At 33.8% G+C, this 21435-nt stretch carries 19 protein-coding genes and 1 riboswitch; of the genes, 17 read left to right on the top strand and 2 right to left on the bottom strand.

Translation table 11 applies throughout. The features are described 5' to 3' along the window. Positions 1-21 precede the first annotated feature (21 nt). Both C564_RS0116040 and C564_RS0116035 read right to left on the bottom strand, forming a co-directional pair. On the bottom strand, positions 22-1140 hold the full coding sequence (locus C564_RS0116040; protein WP_018766008.1) for a sensor histidine kinase: 1119 nt from the start codon (positions 1138-1140) through the stop codon (positions 22-24). Between the two features lie 123 nt (positions 1141-1263). Continuing rightward, on the bottom strand, positions 1264-2406 hold the full coding sequence (locus C564_RS0116035; RefSeq protein ID WP_018766007.1) for a DUF418 domain-containing protein: 1143 nt from the start codon (positions 2404-2406) through the stop codon (positions 1264-1266). A gap of 209 nt (positions 2407-2615) precedes the next feature. Between C564_RS0116035 and C564_RS0116030 the strand changes: the two genes are divergently transcribed. The 17 genes from C564_RS0116030 (at position 2616) to C564_RS0115950 (ending at position 21350) form a co-directional block, all read left to right on the top strand. Further along, positions 2616-3323 (top strand): response regulator transcription factor, encoded by a 708-nt coding sequence (locus tag C564_RS0116030; RefSeq protein ID WP_003204521.1) that lies wholly within the window; start codon positions 2616-2618, stop codon positions 3321-3323. Further along, entirely contained in the window at positions 3320-4303 is a 984-nt protein-coding gene (locus tag C564_RS0116025) for a sensor histidine kinase (protein ID WP_018766006.1), read from the top strand. Before C564_RS0116030 ends, C564_RS0116025 begins: the two co-directional genes overlap by 4 nt. 142 nt (positions 4304-4445) lie before the next feature. Beyond that, positions 4446-5216: an ABC transporter ATP-binding protein gene (locus C564_RS0116020; protein WP_018766005.1), complete on the top strand. Its 771-nt coding sequence runs from the start codon at positions 4446-4448 to the stop codon at positions 5214-5216. Further along, positions 5191-7122: an ABC transporter permease gene (locus C564_RS0116015; RefSeq protein WP_018766004.1), complete on the top strand. Its 1932-nt coding sequence runs from the start codon at positions 5191-5193 to the stop codon at positions 7120-7122. The genes C564_RS0116020 and C564_RS0116015 overlap by 26 nt, the downstream gene beginning before the upstream one ends. A gap of 97 nt (positions 7123-7219) precedes the next feature. Continuing rightward, positions 7220-7900 carry a lipoprotein BA_5634 family protein gene (locus C564_RS0116010; protein ID WP_018766003.1) on the top strand — a complete coding sequence of 227 codons (681 nt, stop codon included), beginning with the start codon at positions 7220-7222 and terminating at the stop codon, positions 7898-7900. 250 nt (positions 7901-8150) lie between these two features. Then, positions 8151-9392: an esterase/lipase family protein gene (locus C564_RS0116005; protein WP_018766002.1), complete on the top strand. Its 1242-nt coding sequence runs from the start codon at positions 8151-8153 to the stop codon at positions 9390-9392. A 185-nt stretch (positions 9393-9577) separates the two neighbouring features. Further along, a complete protein-coding gene (locus tag C564_RS0116000) occupies positions 9578-10603 on the top strand; it encodes a homoserine dehydrogenase (protein WP_018766001.1) in 1026 nt (341 codons plus the stop codon). Positions 10604-10772: 169 nt separating this feature from the next. Further along, on the top strand, positions 10773-11495 hold the full coding sequence (locus tag C564_RS0115995; RefSeq protein ID WP_018766000.1) for an MBL fold metallo-hydrolase: 723 nt from the start codon (positions 10773-10775) through the stop codon (positions 11493-11495). A gap of 100 nt (positions 11496-11595) precedes the next feature. Next, a riboswitch (TPP riboswitch) is annotated at positions 11596-11702 on the top strand. 178 nt (positions 11703-11880) lie between these two features. Further along, on the top strand, positions 11881-12570 hold the full coding sequence (tenA, locus tag C564_RS0115990) for a thiaminase II (RefSeq protein ID WP_018765999.1): 690 nt from the start codon (positions 11881-11883) through the stop codon (positions 12568-12570). A gap of 328 nt (positions 12571-12898) precedes the next feature. Then, positions 12899-14431: an alpha/beta hydrolase gene (locus tag C564_RS0115985; protein WP_003204504.1), complete on the top strand. Its 1533-nt coding sequence runs from the start codon at positions 12899-12901 to the stop codon at positions 14429-14431. Between the two features lie 106 nt (positions 14432-14537). Next, complete coding sequence (locus tag C564_RS0115980; protein ID WP_003204503.1) at positions 14538-15458, top strand: macrolide 2'-phosphotransferase; 921 nt, start codon at positions 14538-14540, stop codon at positions 15456-15458. 386 nt (positions 15459-15844) lie between these two features. Next, complete coding sequence (locus C564_RS0115975; protein WP_018765998.1) at positions 15845-16612, top strand: DUF3959 family protein; 768 nt, start codon at positions 15845-15847, stop codon at positions 16610-16612. Positions 16613-16877: 265 nt separating this feature from the next. After that, positions 16878-17402 (top strand): DUF6933 domain-containing protein, encoded by a 525-nt coding sequence (locus C564_RS0115970; protein ID WP_003207234.1) that lies wholly within the window; start codon positions 16878-16880, stop codon positions 17400-17402. 360 nt (positions 17403-17762) lie between these two features. Continuing rightward, complete coding sequence (locus C564_RS0115965) at positions 17763-18179, top strand: DUF3995 domain-containing protein (protein WP_018765997.1); 417 nt, start codon at positions 17763-17765, stop codon at positions 18177-18179. A gap of 73 nt (positions 18180-18252) precedes the next feature. Next, the gene (locus tag C564_RS0115960; RefSeq protein ID WP_003207236.1) at positions 18253-19266 is read left to right on the top strand and encodes a DUF1835 domain-containing protein; all 1014 of its coding nucleotides are present in this window, start codon (positions 18253-18255) and stop codon (positions 19264-19266) included. A 231-nt stretch (positions 19267-19497) separates the two neighbouring features. Then, positions 19498-19914 (top strand): hypothetical protein, encoded by a 417-nt coding sequence (locus C564_RS0115955; protein WP_003204498.1) that lies wholly within the window; start codon positions 19498-19500, stop codon positions 19912-19914. Positions 19915-20114: 200 nt separating this feature from the next. Beyond that, positions 20115-21350, top strand: a complete 1236-nt coding sequence (locus C564_RS0115950) for a cytochrome P450 family protein (protein WP_018765996.1) — start codon at positions 20115-20117, stop codon at positions 21348-21350. The last annotated feature ends 85 nt before the right edge of the window (positions 21351-21435 follow it).

Here is a 21435-nt window from a genome sequence, read left to right as displayed (position 1 = left end):
TTCTTGTATCGTTTTACAAGGCTAATTTGTTTCTACTAAGTTTGTTGAAATAGGTATCTTTAAAATAATCGTTGTGCCGTTGTTTCTTAATGTATGTATATCTACTGTGCCATGTATCATCTTCATTCGTTCCCGAATTGATTGAACTCCGAATCCAAGTGGCTCATGTTGAAAGCCAATTCCATCATCGTTTATTTTTATTTGAAACCATTTTGTATCCATTTCTTGAACGATTTTACAGTGGTTTGCTTGGCTATGCCTTAGAATATTTGTAATGGCCTCTCTTATAGAGAGAGCAATCATTGTTTCCGCAACATTTGATAGCAAAGGTGCTTTTCCGTTTGCATTAATTGTGAATTGGATACCGGCTGTATGTAATAGCTCACGTAGGTGATTTAATTCACTTTCAATCGATATATATTTCATATCAGTAACTAGTTCACGTACTTGTTTTAATGCGAAACGTGATGTGTCTAAAATATCATTTAATTCTTGTTTTGCTTGTGGTGGATCCTTTTCTATCAATCGTATTGTCAGTTCACTTTTCAGTTTAATCATTGTTAATGTTTGCCCGAGTGTATCATGAAGGTCTCTTGCAATGCGGTGTCTTTCTTCTTCTTGAATATATCTTTCAATTTGAGAGTTTGCGGCGCTTAGCTCCTTTTGTAAAGATTTTGCTTTTTCCCGGATATGGATGACAAATGGTTGTACAAGTTGAAGAATAAAGGCAAGAAGCAAAGAAGTTTTTAATATGTAAAAAGGGTGACCAAAGGTATACCAACTAACAAGAAAAAACATCATTGCGATGCCTACTGTACCGATGCCGATATACAATTTAGATTGGGCTCTTCCTAATAAATTCCCGATGACAAAACCATAAAAAAGTAGCCATGATTCGATGAATATTGCAAGTAGTGCAAATAATATGCAGCTACATAAACTGGAGAGGAGAAGGCGCCAATCTCTATACCACAATTCGAAGTAAAAAAATAACAAAACGAGCAGTAAAAGAACAATTTTTAAGAATAAGTTAATAATCGTTTCTGCTTGAATTACATTGTAAATTAAAAGGACAATAAAAATAATATCTAAGTATAAGTACTTTTCGATTTGATCGTGTGGATAAATTTTTTTAAACATTTACTATCCTCCTATAAAGAGGGAATAAGGACTTGTAATAAGTCCTATTTCAGGGTAAAGTACACTGAATTTTAAAAGGAGCGATTCTTAGTGGAAATGATGAAATCCCACTAAGAATCATTTTTACTTAATTAAACCAGCTGTGTATCTGCGTGCGGCCTCCATTGGACCAAATTTAAATCTAGCTAGCCAAAATGTTGCGAAGTAAATTTCAAAGAAGCAGATGCAAATCCAAATAAAGACAATCGATAATGAGTTCACTTTTCCGCCAAGGTCGAAGCCCCAACCGTAAAAGAGAATGGAAGAAAGAATATTTTGAAGAACATAGCAGCTAAGAGACATTTTCCCTACATTTTCAAGGCGCCGCCATAACCAAGAGTGTTCAAATCTTTCTATCATTTTAGCAATCAATGCAATATACAAAATAGAAAGGAAAGGTGCAAATAAATAACGAGCTGGTAAATCAAAGATACCGCCCGGAATAAAGATTAACAGATTGAGAGGGACACCAATCATAATGCCGATTTCTAGCATTTTTGTACGAATCCTTTTCCCGTTTTCATCAGGGGAGAAGGCACCAGCACGCATAAGACGTATCCCTAATAGGAAAAGGAAAATATTCATTGGAATAACAAAAATTACTTCCAGTCGATTCGCGATAAAGTTTGTTAGTCGATAATGGATTTGTTCAAACCAAGTTCCATCACTATAAAGAGCTACAATTTCATTAGCGTTACCTAGTGAAATGTTACCTCCTATGAATTTTAAATACATAAATATAGCAAGAATGACAAGCATAGCAGCTCCGTGAAAGATACCTATCATTTTCATAGCTCGATTAATCCATTTGTCACCACGTTTAATAATGAAAGCAACAATAATTGCGGTTATTCCATAGCTCATTAAAATATCATATTCCATAACCAAGGTGAAATGAATGAAACCTTCTAATAAAAGTATAAAAGAAGTCCATAGGTAAACGCCAGGCCATGTATTTCCTTTGCGTAAAGATTGTTGATATTTAAGTTCAAGTCCTACACCAAACATAATTGTTAATAAACCGAGAAGTTTTCCGTTTACTAAAAATAAAACGAACAGCCGAATAAAATCATTAACTGACATCCACCAAATTGCATGATCGAACGTAAAGATATAAGAAATATCACCTAAATATGCAAAAATCCAAATGTTTGTACCAAGTGTTCCTAACACAGCATAGCCCCTTAATATATCAAGCAAACGAATTCTTTTGTTGTTATTTCTCATTATTTTCCTCTTTTCTTATGATTTTGTCATTATTGTATCCTTAAAAAGGAATATTTTGTATGCATAGGTGTCAGTTAAAACAAATGACACCTGTCATATAGGCGAAGAAATGCAGTGTTTAAATAGTCATGCAATGAGTTTTTAAAAATAAGTAAGAAAAAATATGGTAGTATATGCTTACGTAGAGAGTATAAGAAAGGAATGAAAACATGGTTAAAATTATGATTGTGGAAGATGATCCTAAAATCGCGGAATTATTATCTTCTTATATCGAGAAATACGGGTATCAAGCAATTGTTATTGTTGATTTTCAACGTGTATTAGATATGTTTTTACAAGAGAAACCAGACTTAGTGCTACTAGATATTAATTTACCAAGTTTCGATGGATATTATTGGTGCAGGCAAATTCGCGCTATTTCTACGTGTCCTATTTTATTTATTTCAGCTCGTGAAGGAACAATGGATCAAGTGATGGCATTAGAAAATGGTGGGGATGATTATATTCCAAAGCCGTTTCATTATGAAGTTGTAATGGCGAAAATTCGTAGTCAACTAAGGCGTGCATATGGAGACTATGCACCCAAAATAGAAGAACGAATGATTGAACAACAAGGGCTTACTTTGTTTCCAGAGCGTTTAGTATTACAATTACGTAATCAAGAAATTGATGTAACAAGAAATGAAGCGATTTTGTTAGAAATGTTAATGAAAAATTATCCGCGCGTTGTAAGTAGAGAAGTGCTATTGAACAAACTTTGGGATAGTGAATCATATGTTGATGATAATACACTAAGTGTGAATACAACACGTGTTAGGAAAAAGTTGCAAGCATTAGGTATTCAAGGTGCAATTGAAACCATTCGTAGTGTCGGTTATCGATTACATATAACATGGGAAATCGGTGGAGAAAAATGATAAAACTATTTATACGTGAGCATATTCCGCTGCTATGCTTTACAATTTTTCAATTCATTGCTATTTTTCTTGTTTATTGGTTTGATGGCTATCGTCATATGACAACTGCACTTTATGCAATGTTTTTAGGATTATGTTTTTTGATTGCATATTTACTATATCGCTATTTTACCCATAAGTCTTTTTATGAAAGGTTAGCAAATCCGCTGCGATCTTTAGATGAATCCGTGCAAAAATCAGATTTTGCAGTCTTGTCTACTGCATTACATGAGTTATTAGAAGTACAATACCGTCATTATCAGAATCAGTTACAAGTGCAGGAACGTAAAAATGAGGAGCATTTAACTTTTATGAATCAATGGATTCATCAAATGAAAACACCTTTATCTGTTATTGAATTACTTACACAAGATGAAGTTGATCCTCGATTTGAAAGTATCAATGAAGAAGCGGATAAATTAAAAAAAGGATTAGAAATGGCTTTATATGTGGCACGTCTGGAAACTTTCATACAAGATTTCTACGTAGAAAGAGTCCAATTGTATAAGTTAGTAAACGAAGCAATACATGAACATAAGCGTTTTTTTATCCGTAATTTTGTATATCCCGAAGTAAAAATTGAAAAAGACATCATTGTAGAGAGTGATGCGAAGTGGCTTCAATTCTTAGTTGGTCAGATTCTCTCTAATGCAATTAAATATTCAACGGGTAGTAGAGAAAAAATTATACTGAAAGCATATAATGTAGACAAGCGGGTCATCTTAGAAGTGAGTGATTTTGGAGTAGGCATACCGAAGCAAGATATACCACGAGTATTTCAACCTTTCTTCACAGGAGAGAATGGTAGAGATTTTAAAGAATCTACAGGGATGGGACTATATCTTGTACATGAAATTGCAAAACATTTAGGTCACAAAGTAGAAATCTATTCTGAAGTAAAAAAAGGTACGACTGTACGGATTATTTTTTATACTTTATAAAAGCTGATGAAAAATTCTATTTCATCAGCTTTTTTAGAAATCTTACAAAGTTGTAAGATAAATGAAAGACGAATCAATATGAGATGTAAGATAACTCCTTTACACTTCAAATTAGTTAGTATAAATGAAGGGAGAATAAAGTATGGAAATATTGCAGGCGAAAGGGATTAGTAAGGTATATAAGGGTAAAGTTCCTTATAAAGCTCTTGCTGATATTGATTTATCTATTCAAGAGGGTGAATTTGTTGGGATTATGGGACCGTCTGGTAGTGGGAAAACTACATTGTTAAATATGGTATCCACGATTGATTCACCAACATCAGGAAACATTTTAATAAATGGTACGAACCCTTTTCAATTGTCATCTGAAGAATTAGCGTTATTTCGTCGACAACAGTTAGGATTTGTTTTTCAATCTTTTAATCTTCTCAGTACGCTTACTGTAAAAGAAAACATTGTGTTGCCGATGACGTTAGATGGAGTGGCTGTAAAGGAAATGAATAAGCGGGTGGAAGAAGTTGCAGAAAAGTTAGGCATTCTCGATATTTTGCATAAAAGAACATATGAAATTTCAGGTGGTCAAGCACAGCGAACCGCAATTGCTCGTGCAATCATTCATAAGCCACAATTGTTATTAGCGGATGAACCTACGGGAAACTTAGATTCTAAGTCTTCGAATGATGTGATGGATATGTTAGAAGAACTGAATAAGAAAGTACGTGCAACCATGATGCTTGTTACTCATGATCCATATGCAGCAAGTTACTGTAGTCGCGTTATCTTCATTAAAGACGGTGAATTGTATAATGAAATTTACTGCGGTGAAAGTAGGCAAGCTTTTTACCAAAAGATTATGGATGTTCTCTCGTTGTTAGGAGGGAAAAGGCATGACTTTTCGTCAATTCGCGTTTAATAATGTTTTTCGTAATAAACGGACATATGCCGCTCATTTTTTAAGCAGTACATTTTCTATTATGATTTTTTTTACATACGCGCTTTTATTATTTCATCCTAATTTAACAGGGGAGTTAAAATCGACAAGTGAAACGATAAGTGAACTCGGAACAATCGGGTTTAGGATCTCACAAGGCTTGATTTTTGTTTTTTCATTTTTCTTTATCTTATATTCAGTAAGCTCATTTTTAAAAACACGTAAAAAAGAGTTTGGTATTTTAATGATACAAGGAATGTCTATTAGGCAGTTAAAAAAGTTAGTATTAATTGAAAATATGTTAATTGGTATTTCTTCGATTTTTATAGGTATTATCATTGGTCTTATCTTTTCTAAATTAGTGTTACTCATTAGCGCAAGTATTTTAATGATTAACAATGGATTGCCGTTTTATATTCCAATTCAAGCGATTGTATTAACGATTATTACATTCCTGCTTTTATTTTTAATTGTATCACTTGTTACTTTTAAGATGATAAAAGTGACTGAACTTGTGGAACTGATTCAAACAGAAGAAAAACCAAAGCCTGAACCAAAGGCCTCTCTTTTATTATCATTTTTATCTATACTTAGTATAGGTGGGGGATATAGTACAGTATTTCGTTTTATCATTAGTAAAAATCCAGTTCTATTAGTATTAGGTGTATTACTTGTAATCATTGGAACATATTTTTTATACACACAATGTAGTGTTTTTTTATTGCGTATAGCGAAAAAGAGAGAATCTATATTTTTGAAAAGAACAAATATATTAACATTTTCAGAATTAATTTACCGTATGAAAGATAATGCAATGATGTTTTTTATTGTATCTATCATTTCAGCAGTGGCGTTCACTGCAATTGGAACTACCGCTGCACTTGGGAATCAAGAACTAGCAAGAATGACAAATCCTTATACATTTACGTATATGAGTTTTGAAGGAAATAAAATGGTAAATGAACACCTTTCAACAATTAAGAAGCATCTTGAAGATGCCAATATCTCTTATCAATTTGCATCTGCTTCTACTAAATATACGGAAAGTAATGTTTCTGTTATGAAATTAAGTGAATATAATAATCTTGCGAAGGCTCTAGGCTATCAAGAGGAGACGCTTGATAGAGAAGATGAAATTTTGCTAGTCCCAGGATGGGTGGCACAAAAACAAGAATTTGAAAATAGGGAATTTAAAAAAGAAATTGAAGTAATTCATGGAGATTGGATGCAAACATTTCATGTGAAAAAGGCTGTGAAACATTTAGTTTTACCACATGAAGTAGGAAGTACTTTAATTGCAGTACAAGACCAAGTGTATGATAAAGTTCCTTTCATTGATCGTGAGGATATCCCGCAGTCCAAAGAACGTATTTATGGATTTGTTGCAGATAATTGGATGAAAACAAAAGAAATTTCACAACAATTAACTAGCATACTGGACAGAGAGAGTGGAGAGCGCCATTTTTATTTTGCAGCTCTAGCATTGCAGTGGTTACAAGCAAAACAGACAAACGGATTACTACTTATGGCAAGTGTTTTGGTGGGAATTGTCTTCTTTACATTTGCAGCGAGCTTTATTTATTTCCGTTTATATACAGATTTAAATCGAGATCAGCAACAATATAAAATGATCTCGAAAATGGGATTAAGTAGACGCGAGTTAAAAAGGATCGTAACAAGGCAGCTGTTAATCATGTTCTTTTTACCAATTATCGTTGCGGTAATTCATACTGCAGTTGCATATACCGCATTACAACAATTAGTGGATTTTTCTATTTTAAACAGTTCAATCGTTATCTTAATATCATTTGTATGTATACAAATTTTGTATTTCTTTATAACTCGTTGGCGTTACCTCCAAAAACTTTATAAGACAATGGATCAATAAAAGTACTATGAATAGGGCTTGATTATATTATAGAGAAATAAAGTCTCACCTTAGAGCGTATACCTGATAACTAATTCGTATAACGAAAGGAGTCGTAATGAAAAAAACGGTATCGATTTTTATGTTAATTGTCCTAGCCATAATAAGCCTAAGTGCTTGTTCTAAATCTAAGGAGAATACACAACCTGCAAACGGAATAATAATGATTGGAGACGAACAATATACATTACCAATTTTTACACGTTACAAAGAAAATATAAAAGAAAAAGAGGTATTTGAAGTAAAAACAGGCAGCATGGGTGAAAATAAAGTACTGATTATAGATGAATCTACAGCTCAAGCTATGATTAAAGATAAAATTTTTCGGACTAATGATGTAAATAACAGCTTAGATTATATTTCAATAAAAAAATTACCAACCATTCCCAAAGGCCGTTCGTTAGTATTTACACATGAAGATCAAGAACATATAGAAAGTATAGACTTAAATGACAAAACAATACCAGTTCAATATGAAAGTAATGCTTGGATTGGAAACTCTCGTGACTACAAATCTCAATGGTATCTTATCGTTGCAAGAAATGACGTATATAAAGAAATACAAGCGAATAAAACAAAATTACAACTTATTCACTTAAAAAAATCATTAGGTTACGAAAAGCCTAAAATGTCAACAGACAATACATTAGTGAATAAATATTTAAAGATGAAAAGACAAGTCAAAGATTTTCATAAATTAATATCGGTCAAATTTGTTACTTTTGAGGATGAGGGTTAAAAAGAAAAGGAAATTGTCAACAAAACTTTATCAACTATGTAATATTTCGTAATTAATAGACAATTCAGATAAGATAGTTTACAGTATCTTTAAGTTAATAATTGTGATAGAGAATTGGAGATCCACACTATATAGCCATTGCTAATTGCGTTGGTATATCTTTGTGGATCTTTTTTTCTATTACATAGAGAAAGGAGCGAAATGAAAACGCTTTATTAGGGAGGTATAGAATAAGAAAAGGGGATGTAAAATGAAAAGATTACTTTTGGGATTTTTAATTTTATGTTTTATCGCTTCGAGTGTAATTATTCCAGTACCAACACATGCGGAAGAAGGAAAGAAAAATAACAATCCTATTATTTTGGTACATGGCTTTACAGGGTGGGGAAGAGATGAATTATTGGGCGTAAAGTATTGGGGGGGTGTACATGATATTCAAGAGAATTTAAAGAGAGATGGATACAGTGTACATACCGCTGCTGTTGGACCGTTATCAAGCAACTGGGATCGTGCTTGTGAGTTATATGCTGAAATTAATGGGGGAACAGTAGATTATGGAGCGGCTCATGCTGAGAAGCATGGACATGATCGATATGGGAGAACATATACAGGGTTTGTCCGAAATTGGAGTGAGACAAATAAGGTTCATTTAGTAGGACATAGTATGGGTGGTCAAACGATACGTACACTTGTTCAAATATTAAAAGAAGGAAATCAAGAAGAGAGGGATTATGCAAAACAGCATGTAGATGTGAAGGTGTCTCCGTTGTTCCAGGGCGGAAAATCATATGTTCATAGTGTAACGACATTGGCAACACCTCACAACGGGACAACCCTTGCAGATGGAAGTTTACTTCTACCAGCTGTAAAGCAATTACTCGTCGCAACTGTTGGAATCGGAGAAAATAACAATCTATCACTATACGACTTTAAATTGGATCAATGGGGAATTAAAAAGAAAGCTGGGGAGTCATTTTATCAATATTCAAACCGTGTCTTAAATAGTTCCATTTTGAAGGATACGAAAGATATAAGTCAATGGGATTTAAGTACAGATGGAGCGAAGGAATTAAATGACTGGGTAAAAGCGCAACCAGATGTATATTATTTCTCTTACAGCGGACATGCAACACAAGCCGCACCTATAACGGGAATCCATTTTCCGCACATTACAATGAATAAGACACTAATGGGAAATGCAATTTTCTTAGGGGCATATGCAAGATACGAACAGAATCGTCCATTCATCGATTCATCTTGGTGGCAAAATGATGGTGTAGTGAATACAAGTTCAATGGTGGGACCATCAACTGATACGATTATAAATAATAATGACACACCAGAGCTTGGAAAATGGAACCATATTGAGACAAAACAAAACTGGGATCACCTTGATATGGTTGGACTAAGTGTTTCGGACTCATTAGGGTTTTCTGATATTAATGCTTTTTACCGAACAATCGCTGAAAAGTTATCCAATTTACCAAAATAAAGTAAAACTGTAATCATTGGGGGTCTTACTGTCCACGAATAGCGGGGGACTGAATTCCTATTTATATCGAAATATAAAAACTCTCTCAGATTATTCTGAGGGAGTTTTTACTTCGTGAATTGTATTGTACTTTCGAAGTATAATGGAGTTAACATTAAAATAGCATGATAGTCCGAGGTGATGATATGAGAGTTAACGTGGTGATATCTGGATATGGAACTGTTGGAAAAGAGTTTGTAAGATTGGTATTTGAGAAAGCTTCATATATAAAAGAGATGTACGGCATCGAACTTGTTTTTACTGGAATTATTGGGAGTACAGTCAATCTTTATAATGACAAAGGTTTACATATTAAAGAATTATTAACTTATGGTACTGGTTCTCATGTATTAGAGAAGTATACCAAACACTATCCACTTGATAAAAGTGAAAAGTTTCCTTTTGGTACTGTATTAATTGAATCGACACCAACTAATCTTCAAACTGGTGAACCAGGAAGAACATACATTGAAACAGCGATTGAAAACCATATGGATGTAGTAGCTATTTCGAAAGGAGCACTTGTTAACGCATGGAAAGAAATAAAAGAAAAAGCAAAACTCGCAAACGTACGTATCTGTTATAGCGGCGCAACTGCTGCTGCACTCCCTACATTAGATATTGGACAATTCAGTTTAGCAGGATGTCAAATTGAAAATATAGAAGGTATTTTAAATGGAACAACAAATTATATTCTTACAAAAATGTATGAAGAAGATGTTACATTCCAGGAAGCATTGCATCAAGCGCAGCACAAAGGGATAGCTGAAACAAACCCCTCATTAGATGTAAGTGGAATGGATAGTGCATGTAAACTTTTATTATTGGCAAATAGTTTGCTGCAAGCAGAATGTTCATTGAATTGTATATCTATAAAAGGTATAGAGGATGTTACAAAACAAGATATAGAGAAAGCAAAAGAACAAGGTAAATCTCTAAAACTAATTGCAACAGCATATAAAGATCATTCAGGAAATCTTAAACTTGAAGTATGCCCACGTGAAATAGAGAAAGGGCATCCATTGGCTCATGTCAATGGAACAGAAAAAGGAATCATTTTTCATACTGATACGATGGGGAAAGTTACTTCAACCGGAGGGGCTTCAAGCCCAAGAGGAGCAGCGGCAGCGGCTTTGAAAGATTTAATTAATTTGTATCGAAAAGATGTATGATGAAAAAATATAGTCTTCAATTAAAATGAAAAAGATAATAATTAACTTGACAAATAAATATCTTTATGTTATAATTAAAATTTTAACATTTGACAGTAAACCCTTAGGGTGATACATTTTAGTAAGAGAAATAACTTCACTAATTTATGTATCGAGGGGGACGTGTAGTATGAAAATAGAAAACGGTCTAGCGGTTTTGAAATTGAAAATTCAAGGATTTGAATTAAATCCAACATTACTTTGGGATGAAAAAGAAGCTCTATTAGTCGATACTGGTATGCCAGGTCAATTAGAAGGGATTTGCGATGCAATGATTGGTATTGGTGTGCCTTTTGAACAATTACAAGCAGTTATTTTAACTCATCAAGATATAGACCATATTGGAAGTCTTCCTGAAATACAGCAGAAGGCAGATTATTCTATTGAAGTGTACGCCCATGGATTAGACAAACCTTATATTGAAGGACAGTTACCGCTTATTAAAGGAGATCCAAATAAAATGAGTGAAGAAAAATGGGCGGAACTTCCAGATGTTGTGCAAGATTTATATAAAAACCCTCCAACAGCAAAAGTAAATCAAACCTTAGAAGATGGACAAAGACTTCCATTTCTCGGAGGCATTGAAGTGATTCATACACCAGGACATACTCCGGGGCATATTAGTTTATATAGTGAAAAGTATAAGACATTAATTGCAGGTGACGCGATGGTATGTGTTGAAGGAAAACTAAAAGGGCCAGTTCCACATACGACACCAGATATGGAAACAGCTACAGAATCACTTAGAAGATTTTTAGAGTTTGATATTGAGAGGATAATTTGTTATCACGGTGGTGTTTGTGATTCAAATGTTAAAGAGCAAATTGAACAGTTAGTAGGAATGGATAAATAGTATTTTGTAAAAATTATATTTTATGAAGTTTGAACTATCAAATAATATTTGACAGCTATATGAATTATGTTATGATAAATATCAAACTAAATAGTTAATATCTATCCACTAGGGGGGCCTTTTATAGGCTGAGATCAAAGAATATTTTTGAAACTCTTAGGACCTGATCTGGGTAATACCAGCGTAGGGAAGTGGAAGTGACAGAAGATGATATTTTTAAAATATTGATGATGTCCAGTCCGCTTTCTTTACGTGTGTGTAAAGAAAGCTTTTTTATTTTTGTGCACCTATTTGAAGTAAATCTCTGTAGTCTAGTCGTTAACGAGCGATTCGTTAAGAAATCTGTTTCATTTTTATTATTAAAATGTTTATTGGAGGGTCTTTCATGTCATTTTCACAGTTAGTACGTAAAGAAGTTAATCCAATTTGGGAAGCAAGTTTTAATCATCCATTTGTAACAAAACTAGGAGACGGCACATTAGATTTAGCTAGTTTCCGCTATTACGTTTTGCAAGATTCATATTATTTAAGTCATTTTGCAAGAATCCAATCGTTAGGAGCAGCAAAAGCTATTGAATTAGAAACGACAGCCCGTATGGCGCACCATGTACAAAATACATATCAAGCGGAATTATCACTGCATGAGAATTTCGCTAAAAAACTAGGAATTACGAAAGAAGAAAAAGAATCGTTCATTCCTGCACCGACGGCTTATGCGTATACATCACATATGTATCGCGCTGCATATGATGGGCATATTGGGGATGTTATCGCAGTAATTTTGCCTTGCTATTGGCTTTATTATGAAATTGGTGAGCGACTCAAGAAATGTCAACCTGAAGAACCAATTTACCAAGAATGGATTTCCGCATATGGCTCTGATTGGTTCCGTACTTTAGTAGAAGAGCAAATCGCTAGATTAGATGCCATTGCTGAAACAGTAACAGAAGCTGATCGTAAGCGAATGAAACAGCATTTTGTAATTAGCAGTCAATATGAGTATTCATTTTGGGAGATGGCTTACACATTAGAAAAGTGGCCAGTGGAAGAACAAGTAGAAGATGTAAGTTTATAATGAAAAGATATGTCTCTCATCAAGCATGCGAGAGTATAAAAAATGACTAACTTAGTTTAGTCATTTTTTTTTACAAAATAATAATATCTATATTCTATGTTTTAGGAAAATTAATTTTAGTGATTAATTGATTACATATTATAAAAAAATTACACAATAAAAAAGAGGGAGAAGATGGTTTTTATTGAATTTTGTTTATAATTCCTTTTTAACTTGTTAGAGGGTAATCGCAAAGAAGATTATTAATCTTTTTGACACTTTTTATTCCACTTACAATAATTGGGGTGTTCTATTAAAAAAATTTAATTTTGGAAAGGGATCAATAAATATGAAAACAAGAAAACGAATAGGAAATAAGTTTTTACTCGTTAGTGCAATTTGTGTGATAAGTATTCCTTCTGTTTCATATGCGGAGGAAGTAATTTCACCTAAAAATTTCGCGAGTCCTTCAAGTTTGTATGAGGGGAGGAATATGGATGTATTGAAAACAAGTTTTTATGCCAATACATATAATAATCCGTTCAACCACCAATTTATTTCGACATTAAAGGAAACAAACACAAATATAAAAGAAATAGACAATGTTGATGATGAAAATCCTGTTATATCTACTACTCTTACATTTATTCGTGATATGCATGCTGAAAATTATAAATCTGCATTTGATTTAACTTCTCGATCTTTACAGAAGATAATATCTGAAAAATGGCTGGAGAGTTATTGGAAGGGACTCCCAGTACAATTACAAGCAGGTTCTTTTATTGGAATTGGAGAGGTAAAACAAAAAGAGACAAATTCCGTTCATACAAATGTAGAGATTGGATTAGTTTTTGAACAATTTACTGTGCCTTTACTAATTAAATTAGATCCATCTGGAAAAATAGATGATTTTCAATTTAGCATGTCGTTTAGTCCTGTCGCAGAACGTCCATCATATAGTAAGCCTGAATCATTTGTTGAAAAAGAAGTAGTAGTCGGAAGTGGCGCGTTTCCATTACCAGGAACATTGTCTGTTCCAAAGGGAAATGGTCCTTTCCCAGTGGTTATCCTTGTTCAAGGATCTGGAGCAAGCGATCAAGATGAAACTGCATTTGCTTTAAAACCATTTCGCGATTTAGCTGAAGGTCTTGCTTCAAAAGGAATTGCTGTCCTTCGCTATAACAAACGAACCTATGAACATGGATTGAAGACGCAATTTAGTCCTTTTTATACAGTTGATAAAGAGACAACGGACGATGCACTTCTTGCCACTCGTTTTCTTCAAAATGAACCTATGATAGACAAGAATCAAATTTATATTCTTGGTCATAGTCAAGGTGGAATGATGGTTCCGCAAATGATCGAAAAAGACCAAAATCAAAATATTGCTGGGGCGATTGTAATGGGAGGACCAGCTCGTACAATCCAAGATGTTGTTTTAGATCAATTTGATTATCTTTTTTCTATTGGAAGAATGAAACCTGAAGAATATAAATTTTACAAAGAGCAATTTAAATTATTAAATGATCCTAACTTCTCTAGTCAGAATCCTCCAAAAGATTTTTATTTAGGATCACCTGTATTTTGGGATTCTATTCGTAAAATTAAGGCAGCGGAAATGTCCAAAGAACAAAAGACACCTCTTCTTATTATTCAGGGAGAAAGAGACTATCAAGTTCAATCAAAAATCGAAATTCCTCTTTGGAAAGAACAATTAAAAGAGCGAGATAACGTAGATTATCGACTATATCCAAAGTTAAATCACTTCTTTACAGAAGGTGATGGGGAATTAAGTAAACCGGATGAATATAATAGTCCTGCCAATATCCCTGAGTATGTTATAAATGACATTGCTACTTGGGTGCAAGGAAGAGCCAAATGAAAATAGTACAGTATATTTGTGAGAGCGCATTCCGTTTACAAAAAACATGGGGAATTAGCCTGTGTTTTTTGTGCTTATATGAAGAATTTTAAAGGGGTGTTTAAAGATGACAAATGCAAATGAACAGAACAGTATAGAAGAAATTTTAAAAATCGCTGAAAAAAATGGTTTACCATTGAATAAAGAAAGCGCTGAATTAAATGAATCAGGAATGGACTTTCAAGTTGTATTTGCTACTGATGAGAAGGGCGCTTCATGGGTTCTTCGGAAACCGAGAAGACCTGATGTCATTGAAAGAGGGGCATTAGAAGGGAAAATACTTGAGCTTGTTCAAAAATATGTACCTGTTGCAGTACCAAATTGGAAAATCAACACATCAGAATTAATTGCTTATCCATTAGTAAAGGGAAATCCTGCTGCTGTTATTGATTTAGAAATACAAAATTATGTGTGGCACATTCAAAATAATCCCCCTTCTATGACGTTTATTCGATCGTTAGCCGAATCACTTGTTGCGTTGCATTCAATTAATCATGTTGAGGCTACTAAACATGGACTTGAAGTTCTTCAACCTGCTGAAGCAAAGCGATTGTTAGTAGATAGAATGCATCAAATAAAATCACAACTTGGTGTTTCAGCCGAACTATGGGAGCGTTGGCAAAAATGGCTTGCGGATGAATCGTATTGGCCAAAGTACTCTGCATTTGTTCATGGTGATCTACATCCACCGCATATTTTAGTTGATGAAAATACCAAAGTAACAGGCCTGCTAGATTGGACAGAAGCGAAAGTGACAGATCCCGCTACTGACTTTACTCTGTATCTCACAATCTTTGGAGAGGACAATTTGAAAGTATTATTAAACGAATATGAAAAAGCAGGAGGAAAAGTTTGGCCGAGAATGCTTGAACATATTATCGAACTTGGCGCTGCTTATCCGGTCATGATTGGATTGTTTGCACTACAGACAAAGGAAGAGGCACATATGGAGATGGCGCGTGGGGCTTTGGGAGTGAATGAGAAATAATAAATTCTATTGTGTAAAGCGGCTGCGTTGTGAGGGGGGGGATATAATCATATAAAAAGGTATATCCAAGTTGTTGAGCTCTTGTCCATCACACGTTTGAAGATGCGAAAGTCCGTTAAATATACAATAGGATAATTTGATAATCCCGCTAATTTACAAATAGCGGGATTTGTCATTTCTTTATACAAATCTAGATCTCTATTGTCAATTATAGTTTTGTTTTTTTGTTTACTTTTTGGTACAAGTAGGATTAAGATGTTTTTTAGGAATGTTATTATTTGCATGCATATACACTATAATTTGGTGGAAGTGAGGAATACGCTAAAAAACAAAAAATTTGCTTTGTTATATAGAAGAAAGATAGAAAACTGAAAGGGATGAGAGTTTTGAAGAAACTTGATGTGCTTTTAATGGTACTCAGCTTCCTGTTCCCCATTGCAGGTATTATGAAAAAAATTCCTCTTGAATTGTCATTTTATTTAGGAGGACTATTGTTTTTCACGAGTTTTGGAAGCTATTATGCAAAACGAATGTATTCACGAATATGTAGTTGGCTCGCTTACACTATATTTATCACTTTCTTGCTGGCGATTTGGAATCAATACGTAACAACTGGTTCTTTACTAGCAAACGCAAAAATCGCTGCATGTGTTGCCGTGATTCCACTTATACTCCGATTTCGTACCTATGCAATTACTTTAGGACTATTGGCATTATGGGGTGGTTTATTATGGGATATGAAACAATCTCAATCATTAGCTGTTCTTGGACGTATTATAAACTTATTGACTTCAGAACGACTGTATCTACTCTTACTAGTAGTCGGATTTATATTTGGTGGGTTGCTTGCCAACATGCTAAAGCGTGGTAGTATCAATGAAAAACAAGAAAAAACAAATCTATTCAAACAAAAAAAGAAACGAATTAAACCGAATTTTAAAATTCGCATTCCGAGTTTACCAAGATTGAAGGTGAAGATGCCAAAGTTCAGTAGAAAATCTTCTAATCCAAAAGAAACACGTACGTATGAACCAAATCGTGAAGAAAGAGTACCAATGTACCATACAACGCAAACAGAGCAGCAACATCATGAAATAGAAACAACGCAAGGTCAAACAAGAATGGAACGAAGAAGAAATCGTTATAATGCATAGAGGATGTTTTTATACAAATATTTGAACCCGCAATGCCCCTGTATACAATTCGATGGGGTATTGCGGGTTTTTACTTTTTGGTTACATTACTAGATTTCTTAAATTTAATGCCGTGTTATAATTACCACAAAGAAGTTAAGATTTGTGATATAAATGCTTTCTCTCTTATCATTCAGTATTTGTGTTTTAAGCTCTCTCTAATGAAAAAATCAAATATAGCATCTTCATTTAGGAAATTCAACCCAGTGAAAGGAATTAAATAAATATGCAACTTATCCAATGTACAAAAAAACTAGCAGATGCGATGGAAATAAAAACAGAGAAAATAGATCTAAGTGATAGCAACACTTTAAATTGTTGGCATGCGAATTTATTTACAATTAATCGTAAGAAATGTGTAATCGTTATGAATAACATTACAAGATATCATTTCATGATCTATGGAGTAACGAAAAAGGATTTACGTAATTTAGAAATGTTATTCAAAAAAGATTTAGTAACAAATCTGTTATTAGATGGAATAGAACCAGAAGTGATTGAGCAATACTTAAATCAAGATCCGACTATTCAATATGCAGCAACAAATAATCGTAGTATTATTTCACAAATGAATGAATCTGTTTTTATGATAAATGATTATTTCTATAATGAATTGGTAGTGAAAAAGAGTGATTTCATCAATATGGCGGAATTAAATCATTGTTTAAATCGTACGATTATGCTGAAACTACCAAAATACCCAGTTGAAATGATGAGAGATGTACTTATGCAACAATTTCCAACGGATTAATATTTAAATAATCCGTAGCATATTCAAAGGTGCTATATAAATTTACAGAAGTATTAATAATGTATTACGATAAACCTTCTTTTACGTTTTTACATTCATAAAACGTATGTCGAAGAATTAAAAAAGTGATTTTTCGTTCAGCTTTGAGCGGAAAATCGCTTTTCTCTATGTTTTTTTCACTTTGTTTCTTTCACGTGAATTTAGCATAGCTATATTTATTGTACGGTATTAGAACATTGAAAATGAAAAGGATCAACTTAATGACGATATTCTGAACAATTTAGAAATAGATTGCTAAGTATAATCTTATTGAATATTCTTAATTTAAAAAGAGATACATTGACGGAGGTGTTTATAACATTGCTTATTATCATCATAGTATCAGCATGTTTCTTAATTTGTATTAGCCTATTACACGTTTACTGGGCATTCGGAGGAAGATGGGGAATAAAGGCAGCGATTCCAACTGAGTCTGGAGATAAGGTGTTTACGCCTGGTATTGGGATGACATTACTAATTGGAGTCTTATTAAGCGTGGCGGCCTTACTTTTGTTATGGGAGACAAATATAATTCCTTTATTTATTCCTCGAATTATTGTTGAAATCGGTTCATGGATTTGTATGTTTGTGTTTGCGATAAGAGTAATTGGTGAGTTCAACTACTTTGGTATTTTTAAAAGAAAAAAAGATACGTATTTTGCTAAAATGGATAGCATGGTGTTTATTCCACTATGTGCTTTTTTATCTTTTTCATTTCTCCTAGCAATTATTAGATGAAAAGAATAGCATGCGTCCCATTATATGTTACACTATAAATTACATTATTTTAGAAACGAATAGAGGGAAATACATGATAGATAATTTAAGTAAAGTAATCGATAATATGCCAGAAGATGAAGCAAAATCATTACTCCGCTTCATCTTAATTCAACTTGATTTAATGGAAACAGAGCCAAGCGAAGATAGAATGGACATTTTAACAGAAATCCCAAAACAACTCATTGAATCACAAAAACCTAAGCTACATATTAAAGAGAGTAAACATGTACATATTGCATTTGGCGACTCGCCAGCTGGGTGTATTAAGTACATGCTGAAACAATCTGATTTAACGGAAGACTACGTCATTCTTTTCTCAGATGCATTCTCTATTGGCCCCATTCATCAATTGGAGTTAGAAACTGGACAAATAGGTCGTCAGCAATGGCTATCTAGAAGTTTAAACTCTTATGATCTTTATTTTGAAGAAGAATATTTATCAACATTCAGACAATCAATGAAAGAATTACAGTCTATTCCTCAAGATATACCAATTACAATTTGGAAAGCTGATAATGCGCATGAACATGTGGGCCTTTGTTTTGTCCTTGCACATTTACAAGATCGAGATAATATTCGTGTAATTAACACATCAAAAGCATATAGAGAACGGTTCCCAGAAGGATATGATATACGCGGGACAGGGGAGTTATCTTCAGAGAAACTAGCAGTTATTTATGAAAAGTACGGAAAAGCTTCATCACTGGCTAATGAAGCACGAAAAACTTTTGAACAAGAATGGGAATTACTCTCTGAAACTACGGATTTATTACGAATTTGGAATGAAAACCAAGTTCAATCCGTACAAGAAGATTATTTCGATTCTTTCATTATTGAATGTGCAGAAAGATTAGAAACAACAAGATCTTTCTGTAAGGCACCAAGGTTAGTAGGAGAAGTTCTTGGGCATATTGAGCAAGTAATTGGAGATGTTTTTCTTGAATATCGCTTGCGTACATTAATCCAACAAGGTGTATTTGAAATGGAAGGTACATTAAAAGCGATGCGCTATTATAGCGTTAAGTTGAAGAAGAGGAACCGTTAGGAAAGTACGGTTTTACAGTGTCCATTTTAAAAAGCCCAATTTCTCAGCATTAAAGTTGAGAAATTGGGCTTTTTTGTTCGGAAAAGGAAATGAGAACACCTCTATTGTTTTACAGTTATTTCAATATAGAATCTCTCAACTTCTATTTTGGGCTATATAAATAAGCTTCCCATAGGAGCAATACAACATATGATTGGATAAAGTAATTAATCATAAGAGGTGAGTTTTTTAATGTATAATCAACCAACGTATTTTCCATATGTAGATTATAATCAAACAGCATATTATAACCCACAAACTTCTGGTTATGAAACATCTGATGAACTAAGAGATGTGGAGCTTGAAGAATATAGACCTGATGATGCGGAAGATGCTCCGACGTCACCACCGCCATCACAAGTACCATCTTTACCATCAACATTCGCCACTCCTGCACAAAGTAGTAATATGAAATCATGGATGTGTAATTGTTTAGGCAGATGGGGATATTTACGATTGCATCGACCAGGACCATTCGGAAGAGATTTATGGTTTTTCCCAACTGAAGTGAGAAGAAATGGAGTATCAGGATATACTTGGCAAGCCGGACGTCGCCGGAAAGTAAGTTACCGATACCAGCAAATTAGTAATTTCATGTGCTTTGCTTAGTGATAAAACAAAATGTAGGAAAGAAACACTAATAGGCGATAAGAAGAAAATATCTTCTTATCGTTTGTTTTTTGAAATTAATTATTTTTCAATATATAAAGTAAGATCGCAACGAAAAATTTACAATTTTCCCACTATTCATGAGTTATAATTCATATGTTGAAGTGCTTTTTACAAATAGATGAGAGTGAGGGAATGCAATGTTTTTTAAAAACAAAGTTGGCCTCAAAATAGAAGATGGTGTTCAGTTAGCCTCTACAGGTTTTAAAGAAGATGCTTATGAAATTTATAAAGAATCACGCGCATCACAACCAATTTTGTTCGTATATAAGAGTGAACTGTGGACAGAATGGCTTATTACAAGATATGAAGATGCATTACCACTTTTAAAAGATTCTCGCTTGAAGAAAAATCCAGAAAATGTATTTTCTCAAGAAAGATTAAAACCATTTCTTTCTCTTGAAAATAGTGACCACTTAACGAAACATATGTTAAATTCAGATCCACCTGATCATAGTCGTTTACGAGCACTAGTTCAAAAGGCTTTTACTCCTAAAATGATTTCACAATTAGATGAACGTATTCAGAATATCGCGGATACTTTATTAGACCGTGTAGAATATAAGCATTCCCTAAATCTTGTTAATGACTACGCCTTTCCATTACCAATCAATGTAATTAGTGAAATGCTTGGCGTTCCAAAAGATGATCAAGAAAGATTTAGAATATGGTCTCATGCGGTAATTGCTTCCCCTGAAACACCAGAGGAAATAAAGGGAAATGAAGAAAAACTATCCGAGTTTATTACATATCTTCAATATTTAGTGGATGTAAAAAGGAAAGAGCCGAAAGAAGACTTAGTTAGTGGGTTAATTCAGGTGGAAAGCGAAGGAAGTAAATTAAGTGCACCAGAACTTTATTCAATGATTATGTTGCTTATTGTCGCAGGACATGAAACGACTGTGAATCTTATAACCAATACGGTATTAGCATTGTTAGAAAATCCAGATCAACTGCAGTTATTAAAAGAAAAGCCCCAACTTATTGATTCAGCGATTGAAGAAGGATTACGTTATTATTCTCCCGTTGAAATTACGACGGCACGTTGGGCAACTGAACCTTTTGTGATTCATGATCAAGAGATTCAAAAAGGGGATATGGTAATCATTTCCCTAGCGTCGGCAAATCGTGATGAGAATGTCTTTGTGAATCCGGACGTTTTTGATATTACGAGGGAAAATAACCGCCACATTGCATTTGGACATGGAAGTCATTTTTGTTTAGGAGCACCGCTTGCTCGTTTAGAAGCAAAAATTGCAATTGCCACATTGTTAAAACGTATACCTATAATCCAAATAAAAGGGGAACGCGAAAAAATTAAATGGCAAGGCAATTATTTAATGCGTTCTTTAGAGGAATTGCCGTTAACTTTCTAGAATAGGTATTTGAGACGTGCATACATTGTATTTCGTTCACATAGAGTATGTATGTGTCATTTAAAATCGAAACGGAAGGGTGAAG

Source organism: Bacillus sp. 105MF (assembly GCF_000374885.1).
Taxonomy (GTDB): domain Bacteria; phylum Bacillota; class Bacilli; order Bacillales; family Bacillaceae_G; genus Bacillus_A; species Bacillus_A pseudomycoides.
This window is presented reverse-complemented; position numbering and strand designations above follow the sequence as displayed.